General features: G+C 51.4%; 14 protein-coding genes. 10 read left to right on the plus strand and 4 right to left on the minus strand.

Features of this window, described 5'->3' with window-relative positions; translation table 11 throughout:
• Nucleotides 1–76: 76 nt before the first annotated feature.
• Genes pbpC through HZB31_14895 form a run of 3 tightly spaced genes read left to right on the plus strand, consistent with a single transcriptional unit; the run spans nt 77 to nt 4,127 of the window.
• The gene (pbpC, locus tag HZB31_14885) at nt 77–2,167 is read left to right on the plus strand and encodes a penicillin-binding protein 1C (GenBank protein ID MBI5849206.1); all 2,091 of its coding nucleotides are present in this window, start codon (nt 77–79) and stop codon (nt 2,165–2,167) included.
• 3 nt (nt 2,168–2,170) lie between these two features.
• Entirely contained in the window at nt 2,171–3,532 is a 1,362-nt protein-coding gene (gene radA / locus HZB31_14890) for a DNA repair protein RadA (protein MBI5849207.1), read from the plus strand.
• 43 nt (nt 3,533–3,575) lie between these two features.
• Nucleotides 3,576–4,127, plus strand: a complete 552-nt coding sequence (locus HZB31_14895) for a hypothetical protein (protein ID MBI5849208.1) — start codon at nt 3,576–3,578, stop codon at nt 4,125–4,127.
• Here the strand turns inward: HZB31_14895 and HZB31_14900 are convergent.
• The 3 genes from HZB31_14900 to HZB31_14910 all read right to left on the minus strand — a co-directional run bounded on the left by HZB31_14900 (nt 4,124) and on the right by HZB31_14910 (nt 8,473).
• Nucleotides 4,124–4,939 carry an AAA family ATPase gene (locus tag HZB31_14900; protein MBI5849209.1) on the minus strand — a complete coding sequence of 272 codons (816 nt, stop codon included), beginning with the start codon at nt 4,937–4,939 and terminating at the stop codon, nt 4,124–4,126. The two genes, HZB31_14895 and HZB31_14900, sit on opposite strands and share 4 nt — an antisense overlap.
• A 3-nt stretch (nt 4,940–4,942) precedes the next feature.
• Nucleotides 4,943–7,852 carry a tetratricopeptide repeat protein gene (locus tag HZB31_14905; protein MBI5849210.1) on the minus strand — a complete coding sequence of 970 codons (2,910 nt, stop codon included), beginning with the start codon at nt 7,850–7,852 and terminating at the stop codon, nt 4,943–4,945.
• A 63-nt stretch (nt 7,853–7,915) separates the two neighbouring features.
• Nucleotides 7,916–8,473, minus strand: a complete 558-nt coding sequence (locus HZB31_14910; protein ID MBI5849211.1) for a hypothetical protein — start codon at nt 8,471–8,473, stop codon at nt 7,916–7,918.
• Between the two features lie 241 nt (nt 8,474–8,714).
• Between HZB31_14910 and HZB31_14915 the strand changes: the two genes are divergently transcribed.
• The 3 genes from HZB31_14915 to larC are packed head-to-tail and all read left to right on the plus strand — an operon-like array spanning nt 8,715 to nt 11,254.
• A complete protein-coding gene (locus tag HZB31_14915) occupies nt 8,715–9,353 on the plus strand; it encodes a hypothetical protein (protein ID MBI5849212.1) in 639 nt (212 codons plus the stop codon).
• Nucleotides 9,350–10,057 (plus strand): hypothetical protein, encoded by a 708-nt coding sequence (locus HZB31_14920; GenBank protein ID MBI5849213.1) that lies wholly within the window; start codon nt 9,350–9,352, stop codon nt 10,055–10,057. The genes HZB31_14915 and HZB31_14920 overlap by 4 nt, the downstream gene beginning before the upstream one ends.
• Before the next feature lie 21 nt (nt 10,058–10,078).
• Nucleotides 10,079–11,254, plus strand: a complete 1,176-nt coding sequence (larC, locus tag HZB31_14925; GenBank protein MBI5849214.1) for a nickel pincer cofactor biosynthesis protein LarC — start codon at nt 10,079–10,081, stop codon at nt 11,252–11,254.
• A 46-nt stretch (nt 11,255–11,300) separates the two neighbouring features.
• Here the strand turns inward: larC and HZB31_14930 are convergent, their stop codons facing one another.
• Nucleotides 11,301–11,492, minus strand: coding sequence for a hypothetical protein (locus tag HZB31_14930; protein ID MBI5849215.1), 192 nt, complete (start codon nt 11,490–11,492; stop codon nt 11,301–11,303).
• A 91-nt stretch (nt 11,493–11,583) separates the two neighbouring features.
• On the opposite strand from HZB31_14930, the gene HZB31_14935 reads away from it, so the two are divergent.
• From HZB31_14935 to HZB31_14950, 4 genes are all read left to right on the plus strand, one after another.
• On the plus strand, nt 11,584–13,032 hold the full coding sequence (locus HZB31_14935; GenBank protein MBI5849216.1) for a sigma-54-dependent Fis family transcriptional regulator: 1,449 nt from the start codon (nt 11,584–11,586) through the stop codon (nt 13,030–13,032).
• A gap of 73 nt (nt 13,033–13,105) precedes the next feature.
• Nucleotides 13,106–14,935, plus strand: a complete 1,830-nt coding sequence (locus tag HZB31_14940; GenBank protein ID MBI5849217.1) for a tetratricopeptide repeat protein — start codon at nt 13,106–13,108, stop codon at nt 14,933–14,935.
• A complete protein-coding gene (locus HZB31_14945) occupies nt 14,935–16,128 on the plus strand; it encodes a PAS domain-containing protein (protein ID MBI5849218.1) in 1,194 nt (397 codons plus the stop codon). The genes HZB31_14940 and HZB31_14945 overlap by 1 nt, the downstream gene beginning before the upstream one ends.
• Nucleotides 16,125–17,417 carry a sigma-54-dependent Fis family transcriptional regulator gene (locus HZB31_14950; GenBank protein MBI5849219.1) on the plus strand — a complete coding sequence of 431 codons (1,293 nt, stop codon included), beginning with the start codon at nt 16,125–16,127 and terminating at the stop codon, nt 17,415–17,417. Before HZB31_14945 ends, HZB31_14950 begins: the two co-directional genes overlap by 4 nt.
• The last annotated feature ends 25 nt before the right edge of the window (nt 17,418–17,442 follow it).

Consider the following 17,442-nt stretch of genomic DNA (forward strand, 5'->3'; position numbering starts at 1 on the left):
CACACACTGTTTTTTGTTATGTGAAGACTGCTTCGGTGTCGCAGGTAGTGCATTTTCGCCGTCTCTACCCCTCCTTATGAGGAAGATTGCTGTCATAATGATTCTTCTTGTCACAGGGGGCTACGCCTACGCCCTGCCGTCGTTTGAGGATGTAAAGAAGTCTTACAAGAAATCTGATGCAGTGCTGCTGGACAGGCACGGCGTTGTGATCCATGAGCTCAGGGTCGATGCAAAGGGCAGGAGGTTGCAGTGGACAGCCCTGAAAGAGATCTCTCCTTCGTTGATCAGGGCAGTGCTCCATACCGAAGACAAGCGCTTCTACGAGCATAGTGGCGTTGACTGGAAGGCTGCAGGCGCAGCAGCAATAAAGAACGTTTTCTCAACCGAGAAGCGCGGCGCAAGTACGATCACCATGCAGGTCGCTGCAATGCTCGACAAAGAGCTCAGGCCAAAGACAAAGAAGCGGAGCATGGCCCAGAAATGGGACCAGATGCAGGCTGCACGAGAGCTTGAAGCTGCATGGAAAAAGGACGAGATCCTCGATGCCTATCTTAATCTCGTCACCTTCAGGGGAGAACTCCAGGGCATTGCCTCTGCCTCAAGAGGGCTCTTTGAAAAAGATGCCAGCGGCCTTGATGAGCAGGAATCAGTGATCCTTGCTTCATTGATCAGGAGCCCGAATGCACCCCCGGATGTTGTTGCCAAACGTGCCTGCATTCTCTCTGAGTCCATGGATCAGAAAACGCAATGTGCTGATCTGAAGGCCTTTGCATCGAGGAGCCTTGCCGGCCCCTATGGCGTGAAGCAGAGGACCGGCCTTGCCCCGCAGGTTGCGCAGAAACTTTTGAAGACCGGCATGACTTCGGCCGCAACGACCCTTGATGCTGGTCTTCAGCGTTTTGCCTCGGACACGCTCAAGTATCATCTTGCTGCCGTAAAAAAGCAGAATGTGCATGACGGTGCCGTGCTTGTCGTCGATAACAAAACCGGAGATATACTCGCCTATGTTGCCAACAGCGGCGACCTTTCGAGCGCACGTCATGTGGACGGCATTGTCGCACGCAGACAGGCAGGTTCAACGCTCAAGCCTTTCTTGTATGGGCTTGCCTTTGACCGCCGCCTGCTGAACCCCTCGTCAGTGCTTGTTGACAGCCCGCTTGATGTCCCTACTGCCTTTGGCGTGTACAGACCTGAAAACTACGATAATGACTTTAAAGGGCCTGTTCAGGCACGTGATGCCCTTGCTTCGTCACTGAACGTGCCTGCGGTAAAGACGCTTACGCTGGTCGGGGTCGGGGCCTTTGTCTCCAAACTGGGGGAAGTTGGATTCGGCCGGCTCGAGTCTGAAGAGCATTACGGATTTTCGATCGCGCTCGGCACTGCCGATGTCACCCTGCATGAACTGGTGAATGCATACAGAACGCTTGCCAACCGCGGCGTATGGTCAGAACTGAAAATAACACCGGTTATGACCACGGTTAAGAAGCGGAGGGTCTATTCTGAAGAGGCTGCCTTTATTGTCTCTGATATTCTGTCTGACAGGGGGGCGCGCAGCATCACCTTTGGCCTTGAAAATCCACTTGCCACGAAATTCTGGACTGCGGTAAAGACCGGCACGTCCAAGGACATGCGTGACAATTGGTGTATCGGTTATTCTGAGAGATATACCGTTGGTGTGTGGGTCGGCAACTTTAATGGAGAACCGATGTGGAATGTCTCCGGCGTGACCGGCGCAGCACCTGTCTGGCGTGAGGTGATGGGGTACCTGCATGCAAAGGTCCCGAGCAGGCCCATGAAACTGCCGAAAGATATGGTCCTGCAGGCAAAAGATGGGATGATGCCTGATCTGCTGAAAAGGGAACTCGCTGTCAAAGACCCTGAACCATCTGCTCATGCAGGGACGTCTTCGTCCATGCAGAGGATCACCTATCCAGCCCAGGGCATGATCATTGCCCTTGACCCTGATATACCGGGAGACCGGCAGCGGGTCTTTTTTGAAGCAGATGCAGCCAGCCATCTTCTGCGCTGGAGACTGAACAGCACTGAGATCGGCAGGGCATCGGAAAGTATATCGTGGAAACCTCTGCCAGGAACATATACAATATCACTGATCGACGCGAATGATGCGGTGATCGATTCTGTCAAATTTTATGTAAAAGGCAACTAAGGCATGTCCAGGACCAAAACCTTCTATCAGTGCCAATCCTGCGGGTATGGCAGCCCCAAGTGGCTCGGCAAATGCCCTGACTGCAGTGCATGGAACAGCTTCGTGGAAGAACGGGAAGCCCCGTCCGGCCGTAAGGGTTCTCTGCAGCCTTCGATGAAGACCGAGCCGGTTTTGTTGCAGGAAATAGAGGGCATATCCGAGAAGAGGACCTCTACCGGCATACTGGAGTTCGACAGGGTATTGGGCGGCGGCGTTGTAGCAGGCTCCGTGATCCTCGTGGGCGGCGACCCCGGCATCGGCAAATCAACGCTCCTGCTTCAGGCATTTTCCGGTCTTTCCAGAAAGACCGGAAAGCTCCTCTACGTCTCGGGCGAGGAATCACCGCAGCAGATTAAGATGCGCGCCGAGAGGCTCTCGGTGGATGCGGAGAATATCATATTGCTGCCCGAGACATCGCTTGAAGGTATTCTGGATGCGGCAAAGAAGATAAAACCTGATGCCATGGTGGTGGATTCCATCCAGACCGTCTTTACGCAGGAACTCATGTCTGCGCCCGGTTCGGTAGGGCAGGTGAGGGAATGCGCTGCAAAGCTTATGCTCCATGCAAAACGATCCCATCTGCCGGTCTTCCTTGTCGGTCATGTCACGAAAGAAGGCACGATTGCAGGACCGCGTGTGCTTGAGCATATTGTGGACACGGTGCTTTATTTCGAAGGTGACCGCGGCCACTCCTATCGCGTTTTGCGCACCATGAAGAACCGTTTCGGCTCGACCAATGAGATCGGCATATTCGAGATGTCTGATGCAGGCCTCAGGGAAGTGGCTAACCCTTCAGAGCTCTTCCTTTCGGAGAGGCCTCAAAACGTGTCGGGCTCGACCGTCGTCGCCTGCCTTGAAGGCACACGGCCGCTTATGGTCGAGATACAGGCGCTTGTTTCCCAGACAAATTTCGGCATGCCGAGGAGGACATCGATCGGCGTTGATTTTAACAGGGTGAACCTCCTGGTCGCAGTCCTTGAGAAGCGGGCCGGCCTGCATCTGGGCGGCATGGACATCTTTATCAATATTGTCGGCGGACTGAAGATCATAGAACCGGCAGTCGATCTTGGCATTATCGCAACCATAGCGTCATCTGGCAGAGAAAAACCGGTCGAGCCCGGAACCTGCGTATTTGGCGAGGTCGGGCTTTCAGGGGAGATCCGGGCGGTTGCCCAGGCAGAAGTACGGCTGAAAGAGGCGGCAAAGATCGGCTTTGAGCGGGCTGTCATACCTGCAGGAAATGCGGATAAGATAAAAGCAAAACAGGATATCGAGATCATAGGAGTAAGAAACTGTGATGAATTTCTTAAAGCTGTTCTTCGTTAGCGTCCTCATAATGGTATCAGCATGTGCGCCCAAAAAGGCTGAAATGCCTGTCGTTGAACAGCGGAGCATTGCGGTTGTCCTTGCAGAGCGCAGATTAATTGAACGGATTCATGCAGCCATGTCAGTGGTCTTCGAAAAGACCGACTCTGAGACGCATGGCGATGCAGTGATCGACATTGCGCAGGACGGCGACCTGCATATGAAGGTCTACACGCTCGGCATACTTGTCATGGACCTCACCGCTAAGAATGGTCTGGTAAGGAGCACGCCAAAGCTCGACAAAAATAAGACCGCTATCCTTACCCAGGGGTTGAGGGACAGCCTCTTCTGGTGGGATAGCAAAGACTTTGCGATTCAGGAGGAGAATGATCATCTCATCCTGCAGAATGCAGCCAGAGAGGTCGTTCTTGACCGAAAGACCTTGCTTCCCCAAAAGCAGAGGATTTTTTTTGATGACGGCAAACAGTTGACGGTTTTCTATAGCAATCCTGCGCAGACAAAGGGTGTCTGGTACCAATCGAAGATGAGGATAGAACTGTCCCGTTATGCGGTTACGCTGAGCGTCCGGGAGATCTCTTTTGACGGGAGGAGTTAGCTCTCGAGGCCGAGGTCGATTGCTACGGTTTTTATGATCGAATCGTCTACGGCCGTATTTTTAAACAGAAACCCTTCCAGAAGCGCATTATCGCAGATCGTGTTAATCAGTCTGGGAGTACCGTTAGAATACTTGTAGATCATGGAGATGGCCCTGTCAGTGAAGATCTCACGGTCAGCTCCTGCCACTTTCATCCTGTGCTGGATATAATCCTTCGTGTCAGACTCTGAATAGGCGTTCAGCCTTATCCTGATGGCTACCCTCTGTTTGAGGGGTTCATCGAGGGAGAGAACCTGGTCCAGGTCAGGCAGGCCGAAGAAAACAAAGTTCACCATCTTGCCTTCAGCGGTCTCCATATTCAGGAGGCCCCTGAACTCTTCCATGATCTCGGTGGAGTTGAGCATCTGCACTTCATCCATAAGCACGACTGCCCTTTTGCCCTGCTCGTTGATTTCGTGCAGCCTGCGGTATATTGCGCTCAATAGTTCGATTTTGCTGTCAGGCACATTTTTGACGCCAAGCTGAATGGCGAACTTCTTGAACAGCCACTCCGAACTGACTGACGAGTGAATAATTACGAGAAGCGCAGCCTCATAGTGTTCCTCATCCAGTTCCTCAAGGATTTTGCGTGCCAGGGTGGTCTTGCCTGCGCCGATGTTGCCGATGACGACAGCGAGACCTTTTCTCGTGTCAATGGCGTATTTCAGCTTAATCAGAGCCTCTGCCTGCTGAGGGCTGTTATAGTAGAACCTGCTGTCTACCACATTTGAAAACGGATGCTCCGAGAGCTTAAAATATTCAAGATAGTCCATGTATTAGAGGTAAGATACCCTGTCCTTTCTTCCTTTCGGTTTTTCCATCGTCTGTTCTTTTTCTTTTTCAACAAGCTCCGGGTCTTGCGCCCTCAGCTGACTCATTTTATCAGAAACATTACGGAATTTTGCACTCCATCCGTAGACTCCCGTGTACAGGCTAAAGGCCTCCTTCAGATTCCGGTTCTTTTCGTAAGCCTCAGCAAGCTCATAGGTGAGCGCCCAGTAGGAATCATCCCGCTCCTGCATCTGCTGTATTGCCTTGTTTAATACATCGATCGCAAGGGAATACAGACCTTTCTCCATATAACAGACGCCCAGCATGGTAGATGACTGGATGAACCGCGCGGGGTCACTCCGCGATGTCTGGAATTCCTTGATCGCATCGTCAACAAGCCCCATCTCCTTGTAAGCGATGCCGAGGTTGTAATGGGTTTCGGAATCCTCGTCGCCAAGCTCCTTCTCAAGGCCTTTTTTAAACTCCTGAAATATATCGAGCACGTCATTATCAAGTGCAGGCTCGGGCATTTCCTGGGCATCCATGAGGTCATCGTCGGAAAGACTGAACGATTCGAATTCGGTCTCCCCGGAAGGTTCGGCAGCCCTTGGCGCGGACTCCTGTGCCGGTATTTCCGTAACCTGTGAAGTCTCCTTAAAGATTGCGTCATCTGAAGATGCTGCCGCAGGCTCCCCCATAAAAGGCTTTTCAGCAACGACTTCATCAAGAGGCTGAGTTGCCTTTTCGGCCCTCTCAAAGTCATCGAACATTTCATGCCTGTCCGGTAACCCCTTTTCCCCGGCCAACCCGCCTGAGTGCGCGGGCGGCTCGTCTGTGGCCGGAAGCTCAAATGCCTCCTGCCGTTCGATTCTGTCAGCCAGCTCTTCTGAATCCTCAGCTGCTCCATATATCCCTGCCTGTTCGAACTCGGACGGCGCTTCAACGGTTTCAGGGATCTCAAAGGCATCATGCATATCCATGCTGTCCGATAGTTCTCCGTCTTCGAGGTCAGGGGAGGTTTGGCCCAGGGCCTGCAAACGCTCATTGACATCGCGGTTTTCCGGGAAGAGCTTCTGGAGTTTTTCGAGAATTTTGACTGCCTCGGTTGTGAGTCCCTGACGGGAGTAGAAATCAGCCTCGGCTATCTCTTCCTCGAAGTCCTCGATATCGAGTTTCTTTGAGGAGATGGTTTCAGCGTAGGTCGGCTGAGAGGCGGCGAATGAAGTCTGCTCGATAAGCTGGGCAAAGCCGCGGTCGGCAAGACGCGGGTCTTCCGGACTGATTGCAACAGCATCCTTCAGTATCTGCTCGGCATTTTCCGTGTCGTCATTGCGTCGGTAGAGTTCACTCAGGATAAGGCACTGGGTAACGGCGGCTTCTATGTCGTGCGTATCAACGTAAATCGACTTCAGCCGCAGATGCAGGTCGATATTTTCCGGGAACCGCAGCTTCAGGCCCTCAAGCAGCCGCTGGGCTTCACTCATAAGTCCATACCGGGAGAAAATATCGGCCTCGGTTATCACCTCGTCGAATGTCTTTTCCGCTCTGACGGTAATACTCTGGGGTTCTTCCTCTTGCGCGCTTTCAGCGGTCTTGAAATCTTCGGTGATCGTCTCTGCCGGAGTCGTAAAAAGAGACGGTTCAATCTCTTCCGTCACCGCGCGATGGCCGGGCTCTGCGAATATACTGCTGTCGGAAATCGGCAACGATTCCCGTTCGATATCCGGTTCCTGTACGGTCGGCTCCGGTATAATCGGTTCCGGTTCAGGAGGAGCAAGTCTTTTCCTTACCTCCGCATGTGACGGATTTATCTGCTCTGCCTCGGTATAATATGCCCTGGCACTGTCTTCGTTCCCCTTGTCTGAGAACAGGTCGCCCAGGGTGATTAATTCCATTACGGCACGGTCATCTTCATTCAATTGCCTGTATAGGGAAACAAGCCTCTTGCCCGTTTCAACCGGGTCAACGCTCTTGAAGGTATTGAGAAAACTGATGGCGTCATCAAACTTCTGGTCAAGGATAACCTGATCAAGGATCGGCAGGTATTGTGCCCAGGCCAACTCCAGTTCTCTGGTTTTTAGAAGATACAGCTCGCCTAACATCATGCGTGCCTTGATATTCTGTGGTTCTTTTTCCTCTATTCGTTGAAGACATTTTATGGCGAAGTTTGTGCTTTCAGAGATAACCGCAAGATCCGCGCAACGGAAGAGGATCTCCGGATCCTCGGGGAAAAGCACCACGGCATCTTTCATATGCTCAAAAGCCTGCCGGAGTTCACCGCCTTTCTCAAAGATAACGCTGAGACCCAGCGTGGCGTCCTTGTTCAGAGGCTGAATGTCGAGGGTCTTTTGAAAAAATTCCCTCGCCTTCTGCATATCCCCTTTTTCTTCATGGATTCGTGCGATATGTACAAATTCGCGCGCTGCATCTGATTTAAGGCCTTCTTTGAGATAGATATCGGCGACTTTTACCCTGAGCGGAATGTTTGCAGGTGAAAGGGACAGGACCTTTGCATAGACATCGAGGATCTTTTCTTTTTTGCCTTCTTTTGCGAGGAGGTCCGCAACGACAAGGTAATATTTAATGGCCTCTGCGACCATACCCTTTTCTTCACAAATCTCGCCAAAGGCGATAAGCGCATCGGTATCAGCAGGGTTGATGTTCAGGACTTTTTTGTAGAGTGCCTGCGCCTTTTGGGCAAATCCTTCCTGCCTGAAAAACATGGCGGACTTTTGGTAATACTCGATTGCAGATTTCTGTACGCCCTTTCTCAGATAGATGTCACCGATCATATTGTAGATGTTGCCGTCAGGGCTGTCTTTGACAAGTCTCTCCAATTCGGCAATGGCTTTGTCAACCGCACCTTTGGCTAAATACTTCTGGACTTCCTTCAATATGGCAGTTTTATCTAACATGTAGGTAACTCTAATATTATCGCACGGAAATTAAAAGTGTCAATGAAAACAACAAGTTATTTGTTATTCCCGGGCGTTGTTCAGGGCTGTGGAGAGCTTTGTCGATATGGCCTCGAAATCGTTCATCATTGTTGTGCGTTTTTCCGTTATATTCCGAAGCATTTCTATGAATGTTTTGTACCAGGCAGCCGAAGCCTGTCTCGAAATCCGATCCAGCAGAGGCGAACAGAAGAACCATGTGCAGCGGTACGGTCTTTCGGAGCGTTTCCTGCCGCAGCCCCTGCTGCCAAGAAACCTGCAGGCATCGGTGTCAGCGACGGCTGGATCTTTTTCGGGGATTTTCTTTCCAAGTGCTGTCATGAAGATGACATCACTGCGGTCAAAGCGGGAATGCCTGTCGATGCAACAGACCGACGTGCAGTCAGGGCATACTGCCGAGGTATGTTCTTCAATGAGCGGGCTGATTGCCTCGATGAGGACTTCTGCCTGCCGGGCAGCGCAGATGACCCCGGCAAGATCATCTCCATGGGCAGAGAAAAGGCTGCGCATGACGCTTTCTTCATCAATAGCGAAATGATGGTTCGTGTTTCGTTGCCCCACGGCGACAGGCTCGATCTGCATGTTTCATTATACGTAAAGGCGCAAGGTTTCAAAAAGCCCCCGCTATTGGATAAAATAAGTGGATGAAAGATACGAACCTCAAATGCAGAACCTGCAACGGCCGCATCATTATCCAATTTGGCTGAAGGGCGATTACCCTGCGCTGCATGGACTGCGGCAAACGATACGGCATAGCGGACTACGTGGATGAACTTGACGAGAAAACCTGGGACATGATTTCATCACGGTCCTGCAACAGGGCATGAGCATCTTCTCTCCTCTGCTTAAGGCTGACAAGGGCATCATCGACAGGGCTGAAGGCAAGATGAGGGATCTGTATGGCCGCATGGGCAAGGCCTATGACCGGTCTGCTTTATGTTATGATTTTTCCTGCAGCGGCTTTGACGAAAATTGCTGTGAGGAGCGTTTTTATCATCATACCCTCTCGGAGTTTCTTTACCTGCGGCAAGGGATACAGACTCTGGAGGGCGGCAAGAGAAAAGAGATATTTGACAGGGCTAAAGAGGTGGCTGAACTCTGCCGGATGCATGACAGGGAGGGGCAGGCCAGACGTATAATGTGCCCGCTCAATAGTGACAACCTCTGCAGTCTCTATGAATACCGGCTTATGATCTGCAGGCTTCATGGCGTGCCGTATAAAATGCGCAGGCCTGATGGCACGGAGGCGCAGGGCATCGGCTGCCACAGAATAGACTGGGACATGTCCTCTGAAAAGAGTACAGAATGCATGTTTGATAGGACAGACCTTTACCGCGAACTGTCAGGGATCGAGATAGAGCTGAGGCAGAAACTCGGTTTTAGCCAGCGCATCAAGATGACCATCGCAGAGATGATAACCGAGATAGAAAAACTGTTAATAAAATCAGAGGGGGGTATATGAGCATCAGAGAAAATATCCATCAGGTCATGGACCTTATTAAACCGGCGCATATCCTTGTCAGTGTCTTTGACAAGGCCGAGCTTGAAGAGCTGATAAAGGGCATCCTTGCCGTGAATCCTGAGGCCAGGTTTTACTCGACCGGCGGCACCGGCAAGAAGATAGCTGATATCCTCGGTGCAGACTCATCAAAGAACTATATCCCGGTCGAAGAGTATACCGGTGCGCCCGAGATGGAGGGTGGGCTGGTCAAGACGCTCCATCCCAAGATCCATGCGGGCCTGCTTGCAGAGCGGGGCAATCCGGCGCATGAAGAATACCTGTATAAGACACTTGCAGCAGGCAGCACGTATGCCGGAGTATATTTTGATATCTTTGTCGGCAACCTCTATCCTTTTACCTCTGTTATAGAAAAAGAGGGCACGACTTCTGAGACGGCCCGGGTGAATATCGATATCGGCGGCCCTGCCATGACTATGGCCTCGGCAAAGAACTGGCACAGCATAGCTGCGCTTACGTCTCCGTCTCAATATGCTGATTTTCTCTCCTTGCTGAAGAACAACGGCGGCAGGATCAGTCTTGAGCAGAGGTTCAATCTTGCAACAGAGGCGATGAAGTCCATCGGCGCATACCGTTCAGCAATCGGCTCTTATTTTGGCAGGCTTGATTTTAGTAAAGACGTAAAGCCCTTTCTGGATGTGAACTGATTTTGTCATGAGGCCTTGAAATTGAAGATCGCATATTTTGACTGCTTTTCCGGGATCAGCGGGGACATGTGCCTTGGCGCCCTTGTTGATGCCGGCGTTCCGCTCAAGGAGATCGAACGAGGGCTGAAGAAGCTTAAGCTGAAGGGCTATGCCCTAAGCGAAAAGAAGGTTCTGAGAACAGGGATTGCGGCGACTAAGGTGGATGTTACGCTGAAGAAAGCGGTCAGCGGTCGGCAGTCAGCAGTCAGAAAGTGGAAGGACATTCAAACTATCATCAAAGAATCTGACCTGCCCGAAAGAATAAAGAAGCAGGGACTTGCTGTATTTAAGAATCTTTTTGAGGCAGAGGCGAAGGTGCATGGAAGCACGATCGAAAAGACTCATCTGCATGAGCTTGGCTGCGTTGACTGTCTGGTGGATATCTTCGGTACGCTTATCGGTCTTTCGTATCTCGGCATAGAAAAGGTCTACGCATCTCCTGTCAACCTCGGAAGCGGCTCAACAAAAACCTCCCACGGAATCATGCCGGTGCCTGCACCTGCAACCGCAGAATTATTGAAAGGGGTCCCCTGTTATTCTTCTGGACCTGCATTTGAGATGACAACGCCGACAGGTGCTGTGTTCCTGAGGACACTCGCATCCGGATTTGGCAGCATGCCTTTATTTTCTCTCGAGAAGATTGGCATCGGCGCAGGGAACAAGGACCCGGAAGAACGGTCGAATATCGTCCGGATCATGGTCGGTCAGGTCGATGAGACTGCCCGTCATGAAGCCATCACGGTTATCGAGACGAATATCGATGACATGAATCCCCAGGTCTATGAATATGTGATGGAGCGCCTCTTTGGGGCAGGAGCGCTTGATGCCTTCATCGCACAGGTGATCATGAAAAAATCTCGGCCGGGAGTTCTGCTGACTGTGCTCTGCAGCGCCGAAAAGAAAGACGGGATCATCAATATCATCCTGCAGGAGACCACCACAATTGGTATCCGTTTTTACGAAGCAGGACGGGTTGTCATGGCAAGACAGTTGAAGGGGGTAAGGACGCAATACGGAACAGTGCGGGTGAAAGAATCAACATACGGCGAACATCTCCGGATCACTCCTGAATATGAGGACTGCAGAAAAGCGGCTGAAGACTATAGTGTCCCTCTTCTCGATGTAATGGAAGAGGTGCGCAGGAAAGTACAGAAATAAATGGCACGTAAGGGCGACATGAACCTGCTGCCGGAAGCCGACTGAACTAAACGAAGATATCGATGCCGCCGCGGGCTGCGGCCTGCTGTGAGAGCGCTTCGATCTGCTTTGCATTATCGAGAAGCATCTGGGCCATCTTCTGCTGGGCCTCCATCTGCATCTTGACCGCACTCATCGACAGCTGCTCATAGAGTTGAGCCTGTTTCATCGCAATGGCTGATGCTGCCATCTCTACCATACTTATAGTATACCTCAAACATAACGGAATGAGGACATTTTTGTTGAGTCAAAGTATTGACACGTGAAACATTTTCGCGTATCATCACCTCATGCATCGCATTTTAGTGATCGATGATGACTCTATCGTAAGGGATGTTCTCGAAAGCTTTTTTACGGGAAAAGGCTTTAGTGTTACTCTTGCAGAGAATGGCGAAAGAGGTGTTGAACTCCTCGATCATGATAAATTTGATATTTTGTTTGTTGACCTTGTCATGCCTGGCCTTGGTGGGCTCGATGTTCTGCAGAATGCCTCGGAACGCAAAATAAGCACTCCTTCTATTGTTATGACAGCCTTTGCAGAGGTCAAGACTGCGGTTGAGGCTATGAGACTTGGCGCCTTCGACTATATTACGAAGCCCTTTATTCTCGAGGAACTGCTCATTACGGTGAACAGGGCGCTTAAACTTTCGAAGCTGAAGCAGGAAAACCTGATGCTCAAGAAGCAGCTCAAGCAGAAATACAACTTCCATGGACTGATTGGCGCTTCTCCCCGGATGCAGAAGGTCTATGACATGATCGAGAAAGTTGCCGACACGGAAAGCACCGTACTCATTACCGGAGAAAGCGGCACCGGCAAGGAAGTTGTCGCCAAGACGATCCATTTTAACAGCTCCCGCGCGCAGAATTCTTTTATACCCCTGAACTGCTCTGCTATTCCGAAGGACCTGCTTGAATCTGAGCTTTTTGGTCATGAGAAGGGCGCGTTTACCGGTGCCGTAAATACAAGGATCGGCAGGTTTGAGCTTGCAAACGGGGGCACTATTTTTCTTGATGAGATCGGAGAGCTCCATCCGTCACTTCAGGTGAAACTGCTCAGGGTGCTGCAGGAAAGGGAATTTGAGCGGGTGGGTGGCACAAAGACGGTGAAGGTGGATGTAAGAATTCTTGCGGCAACGAACAAAGACCTTGAGAAGGCTACCCAGGATGGCACATTCAGGGAAGACCTTTTCTACCGGCTGAACGTTATCCCCCTTCATCTGCCGCCGCTCAGAAAGAGGAAAGAGGACATTCCCCTTCTGATCGATCATTTTATGCAGATATACTGCAAAAAGAAAAAGAAGGAGCTGATCAAGATTTCTCAGCCGATCATGGATTGTTTTCTGTCATACCGCTGGCACGGTAATGTGCGGGAACTTGAGAACCTGATCGAGCGCGTTGTTATACTCAATGACACGGGATCGGTTACGCTGGACGATCTGCCGGAGCGATTTCATTGTGGCAGATGCGAACCGCTCCAGACAGAAGCGTTTCCCGCATCTGCAGAGTCCCGGGCTTCTCTGTCGATAACCGCAGGCGGTATGGTCCTTCCTGCCGAGGGAATAGATCTTAACAGCGTTCTCAATACCATGGAAAACGGTCTTATCCTTCAGGCGCTTGAACGTTCCGCAGGCGTCAAGAAGAAGGCTGCCGAACTGCTCGGACTGAATCGGACAACCCTTCTTGAAAAGCTCAAAAAAAAGGGGATCGAACTCCCTTCTCAGGAAAAGATCAGTTCCTGAACGCATCTGTCTTGTCAGTAAATTGACAGATTCCCTCGATTAGAATTCAATAAATTCAAAGAGTTATGATGGCATGCTTGTTGCAAAAATAACTGCTATGAACGTATTGCGTCTTTTTCTTGTTCTTGCCGCAACACTGCTGCCTCTGTCGGCATATGCCCTTGATCCTGCCGAAGAGCAGATAAGCTCTGTGCCACTGAAAAAGGCACTTGAGAGTCTGAAGGACAATAAGCCAGCAGAGGCTCTCAAGGCACTTTCTGAATTCAGGCATGACAGCACTACCGTAGCCCAATATCATTTTGTGTCGGGCCGTCTCAAGCTTGCAGAGAAGAAGCCCCTTGAGGCGGTTGAACACTTTGGCAAGGCGTATCAGTATGCCTCCAAAGGTGAGTTGAAAGAGGCTGCGCTTATTGAGAGGGCAGAGACGTATGTCAAAATGCGCTATTTCTATGAGGCACGCTCAAGCTTCAATCTCTTTATAAAGAATTATCCCGCTTCCATAATCCTTGGCAGGGCTTACCATGGTCTAGCAAAAAGCCTGGCAGAGACCGGCTCGCTTAAGGAGGCCCTTGCGTATTATGAAAAGTCGGGTACTGCCCCGGATGTGCTGCTTGCAAAGGCAAACACCCTTCATCGCCTTGGCATGACGGCAGAGGCGGCAAAAGTGTATGCTTCAGTCCTCGAATCGGGCGACTCTCTTGTCAGGGAGTCGGAGGAGTCCCTCTTCTATCTCGGAGAGAATTTCCGTCTGTCCGGCAAAACGGCTGACGCACAAAAATATCTCGCTCTGGTAAAAGATCCTCTCTATAAGCCCAGGGCAGATCTCAGCCTCGGTATTGTGGCGCTCCAGCAGGGCAAAAGCGATGCCGCGGTGACCGCCTTTTCTGCCGTTGCCACTACTCAGGACAGAGAGTCTGCGCGGCAAGCCCTGCTAATGATGGCCGACATGGAGTTCAAAGCAGGAAAGACGGTTGAAGCAAAGGCGAAGCTCGAGGAGATACGGACAAAATATCCCTATGGTAAAACATATGAAGAGGCTATGTTAAAGCTGGCCCGTCTGTTAAGGCAGGAGGGCAGTTTTGAAAAAGCTGTTCATGTCCTTAATGAGCTGGTCTTTAAATCGTCGGTAAAAAAAGAGGCGCTTGAGGAATTTGAAAAACTCCTCAGCGAGGTGAGGGTAAAGGATAAGGACCTCTTTCCGAAGCTCTGGAAAACAGCCGGGCCAATGCTCCTTGACGCTTCGCGGGAAAAATTCCTGCTCGATGTTGCGGGGGACCTCAAAGATTCAGGCAAGCCCTTTCTTGATCTGATGCAGTATCTTGCGAAATATGGCACTGAAGCGGGAAAAACGAAGAGTACGGCAGCCCTTGTTGAGTTTTATACTGAAAAGAAGGACCGCGGCCGGGCCGACGAATACCTGAAAAAACTGAAGTCCATGAAGAATACCGCCGAAGAGCTGAACAGACTTGAGGGAAGACTTGCCTTTCTGGGCAGGGATTATAAGACCGCATCCGAAAAGCTGGTTCAACTGAAAAAACTGCAGGCTGCTGATATCGCGATGCTCGGCGAGATCGCAGCGGCAACGCGCGATTATCCAAGGGCGATTGCGCGGTATGAAAAGGCTGTCAGGGAATCAGGCGGAGATGCACGGGACTATGCGCGGCTCGGCGATATCATGTATGAGCTTAACAGGCATAATGACGCCCTGGTGTATTACCGCCTTGCGGTTGGCAAAGAACCAAACCATGACTGGGCACTCTATCGGATAGGTTCTCTTACGGAAGGGCCCGAGGCGGAAGAGGCACTCAAGAAACTGAGCGGTCAGGACCCGATGCTTGCGCGGCTGGCAGAGGCGAGGCTTATGGAGCTTGATTTGACCAAGAAGGGGGTCAGCAGTTACTGATGAGCGACATCGGCAAGCTCAAAGAAGCCTTTCTTAATTTTACCGAGGCATCTAAAAGCCTGGAGGCCTATTATGGGAGACTCCAGGAGCAGGTGAAATATCTGACGCTTGAAGTAGAGGAAAAGAACAGGCAGCTTAAGGATGCGCTCAGCAGCACGGAGGAAGCAAAGGACTATCTGAAGGGTATCCTTGAAAACCTCAAAGACGCAATCATTGTCCTTGACACGGACAAAAATGTCAGCATGATGAACAGGGCCTCAGAAGATCTCCTTATGCTGAATGCTGAAGCTGTTATCGGCAGACCGTTTGAAGGTCTGCCTTTTTCACTGGAGCGTGACGGCGACGAGGGTGTCCTGACAATCGGTTCAAGAAAACATAGCATGATCGTTTCTCATTCGGAGGTCCTTGACAGGCAGGGACTTTTACGTGGGCATGTGATTCTCTTCAAGGATATTACAAGGATTAAGGAGCTTGAGGCCCAGAACGAACGGAATTACCGGTTGATAGCCATGGGCGAGATGGCGGCAAAGATCGTGCATGAGATCCGCAGTCCGCTCTGCAGTATCGAACTCTATGCGAGCATGCTCGCAAAAGACCTCGAAGGAACAGAGCATCTGAACATGGCAAAGGGCATATCTACCGGCATCAGCAGCCTTAACAATATCCTGACGAATATGCTGTTTTTCGCAAAGCCCCAGAAGCCGATCCTGAGGCCGGTCGATATCTGCAGACTTCTCGAAGAGACGGTCTTTATGCTCCTGCCGATGATCGAGTCGAGGGGGCTCACGTTTCACCGGGAGATCGAGCAGGGTGTCAATGTCTGCGGCGATTCTGATCTGCTCAAACAGGTCTTTCTCAATATCCTGCTGAATGCAATACAGTCGACGCCGGAAGGCATGGCGATAACAGCGAGCTGCAGGAACGAGGGGCCGTCTGCGCTTGTCGAGATCAGGGACGAAGGGCCGGGCATCGAACCGGAAAATATCGAGAAGATCTTCGATCCTTTTTTCAGTACAAAGGAAAAAGGCACAGGGCTTGGTCTTGCCATATCAGCGAAGATCGTGCAGGCCCATGGAGGCACCATTAAAGTGATCAGCAGCCCCGGCCATGGCGCCGCGTTCCGCCTCTGGTTTCCCGAGAATGCGGATACATCGCAGGGTGATACCCTGATGAAAGAGGGAATATTTTCGTGAAACCGATCCTTGTTGTTGATGACGATCCCCAGATGCGTGCAGCACTTCATGAGGCGATCCAGAGATTGGGCCACCGGGCGGTGCTTGCAGAAAACGGACAAGAGGCACTGACAAAGCTCGGCAGCAGTTCTTTTGCCCTGGTGATTACGGACATGAAGATGCCGAAGATGGACGGACTGGCATTTCTGAAGGAGGCGAGGCTCCGGGGTGCGAACCTTCCGGTACTCGTCATTACCGGCCACGGGACCATTGAAAATGCGGTCGAGACCATGAGAGAAGGCGCAACAGATTACCTGCTCAAGCCCTTCTCTTTTGATACCCTCAGCCGAAAGATTGACGCTATCATGCAACGCATGTCCGGCAGCAGAGAGATCGTCTCTGCCTGTCCGAAGATGAAAAAACTCCTTCAGATAGCGGATGCGGTAGCTCCAAGCGATACCACGGTGCTTATCTGCGGCGAGAGCGGGACCGGCAAAGAGCTGCTGGCGCGCCATATATACAGCACGAGCCTCAGAAAGGACAAGCCGTTTGTTGCCGTAAACTGCGCCGCCATTCCCGATAACCTTATGGAGTCTGAGCTCTTCGGATTTGAGAAGGGGTCTTTTACCGGAGCAACAGAAAAGAAGATTGGGAAGTTCGAGCTTGCCAATGGCGGCACACTTCTTCTGGACGAGATCGGTGAAATGTCCATAACCCTTCAGGCAAAACTCCTGAGAGTGCTGCAGGAAAAAGAGGTTGACCGTATCGGCGGAAGGCAGCCGGTCCCCATTGATGTGCGCATCATCGCAACAACGAACAGGGATCTGTACAAAGAGGCCATGGAAGGGAAATTCCGAGAAGACCTCTATTACCGTCTCAGCGTTTTTCCGATCGATGTCCCGCCGCTTCGGCAGCGTCAGGAGGACATTCCGATCCTGGCAGAGCATTTTCTGAAGAAATTCTCGGCACTGCAGGACCGGCAGATCAGGGGGATAACAAAGGATGCGATGGACCAGCTCCTGAGCCGTCCGTGGCGGGGGAATATCAGGGAACTCGAAAACACCCTGCATAGGGCGGTATTGCTCTGCCGGGACGAAATGATAGGGCTGGAGCATTTCATGTTCTACGGTGATCCGCCTGCTCAGACCACACCGGTTCAGGGCAATATACACGATATGGAGAAGGAACTGATCCTGAAGACCCTGAAGGAGACGGGCGGCAATAAGACGCAGGCTGCCAGGGCGCTGGGCGTGAGCGTCAGGACGATCAGAAACAAGCTCAACGAATACGGGAAAAATTTGCCTACCTGAAAAGACCGTAATGGGTGATGTGTGA

This window comes from Nitrospirota bacterium, from assembly GCA_016235245.1.
Classification (GTDB): domain Bacteria; phylum Nitrospirota; class Thermodesulfovibrionia; order Thermodesulfovibrionales; family UBA6898; genus UBA6898.

Excerpts from the sequence above, each read along its gene's own strand:
- pbpC (MBI5849206.1), top strand. The coding sequence starts at position 77 with ATGAGGAAGATTGCTGTCATAATGATTCTTCTTGTCACAGGGGGCTAC.
- radA (MBI5849207.1), top strand. The coding sequence starts at position 2,171 with ATGTCCAGGACCAAAACCTTCTATCAGTGCCAATCCTGCGGGTATGGC.
- HZB31_14895 (MBI5849208.1), top strand. The coding sequence starts at position 3,576 with ATGCCTGTCGTTGAACAGCGGAGCATTGCGGTTGTCCTTGCAGAGCGC.
- HZB31_14900 (MBI5849209.1), bottom strand. The coding sequence starts at position 4,939 with ATGGACTATCTTGAATATTTTAAGCTCTCGGAGCATCCGTTTTCAAAT.
- HZB31_14905 (MBI5849210.1), bottom strand. The coding sequence starts at position 7,852 with ATGTTAGATAAAACTGCCATATTGAAGGAAGTCCAGAAGTATTTAGCC.
- HZB31_14910 (MBI5849211.1), bottom strand. The coding sequence starts at position 8,473 with ATGCAGATCGAGCCTGTCGCCGTGGGGCAACGAAACACGAACCATCAT.
- HZB31_14915 (MBI5849212.1), top strand. The coding sequence starts at position 8,715 with ATGAGCATCTTCTCTCCTCTGCTTAAGGCTGACAAGGGCATCATCGAC.
- HZB31_14920 (MBI5849213.1), top strand. The coding sequence starts at position 9,350 with ATGAGCATCAGAGAAAATATCCATCAGGTCATGGACCTTATTAAACCG.
- HZB31_14930 (MBI5849215.1), bottom strand. The coding sequence starts at position 11,492 with ATGGTAGAGATGGCAGCATCAGCCATTGCGATGAAACAGGCTCAACTC.
- HZB31_14935 (MBI5849216.1), top strand. The coding sequence starts at position 11,584 with ATGCATCGCATTTTAGTGATCGATGATGACTCTATCGTAAGGGATGTT.
- HZB31_14940 (MBI5849217.1), top strand. The coding sequence starts at position 13,106 with ATGCTTGTTGCAAAAATAACTGCTATGAACGTATTGCGTCTTTTTCTT.
- HZB31_14945 (MBI5849218.1), top strand. The coding sequence starts at position 14,935 with ATGAGCGACATCGGCAAGCTCAAAGAAGCCTTTCTTAATTTTACCGAG.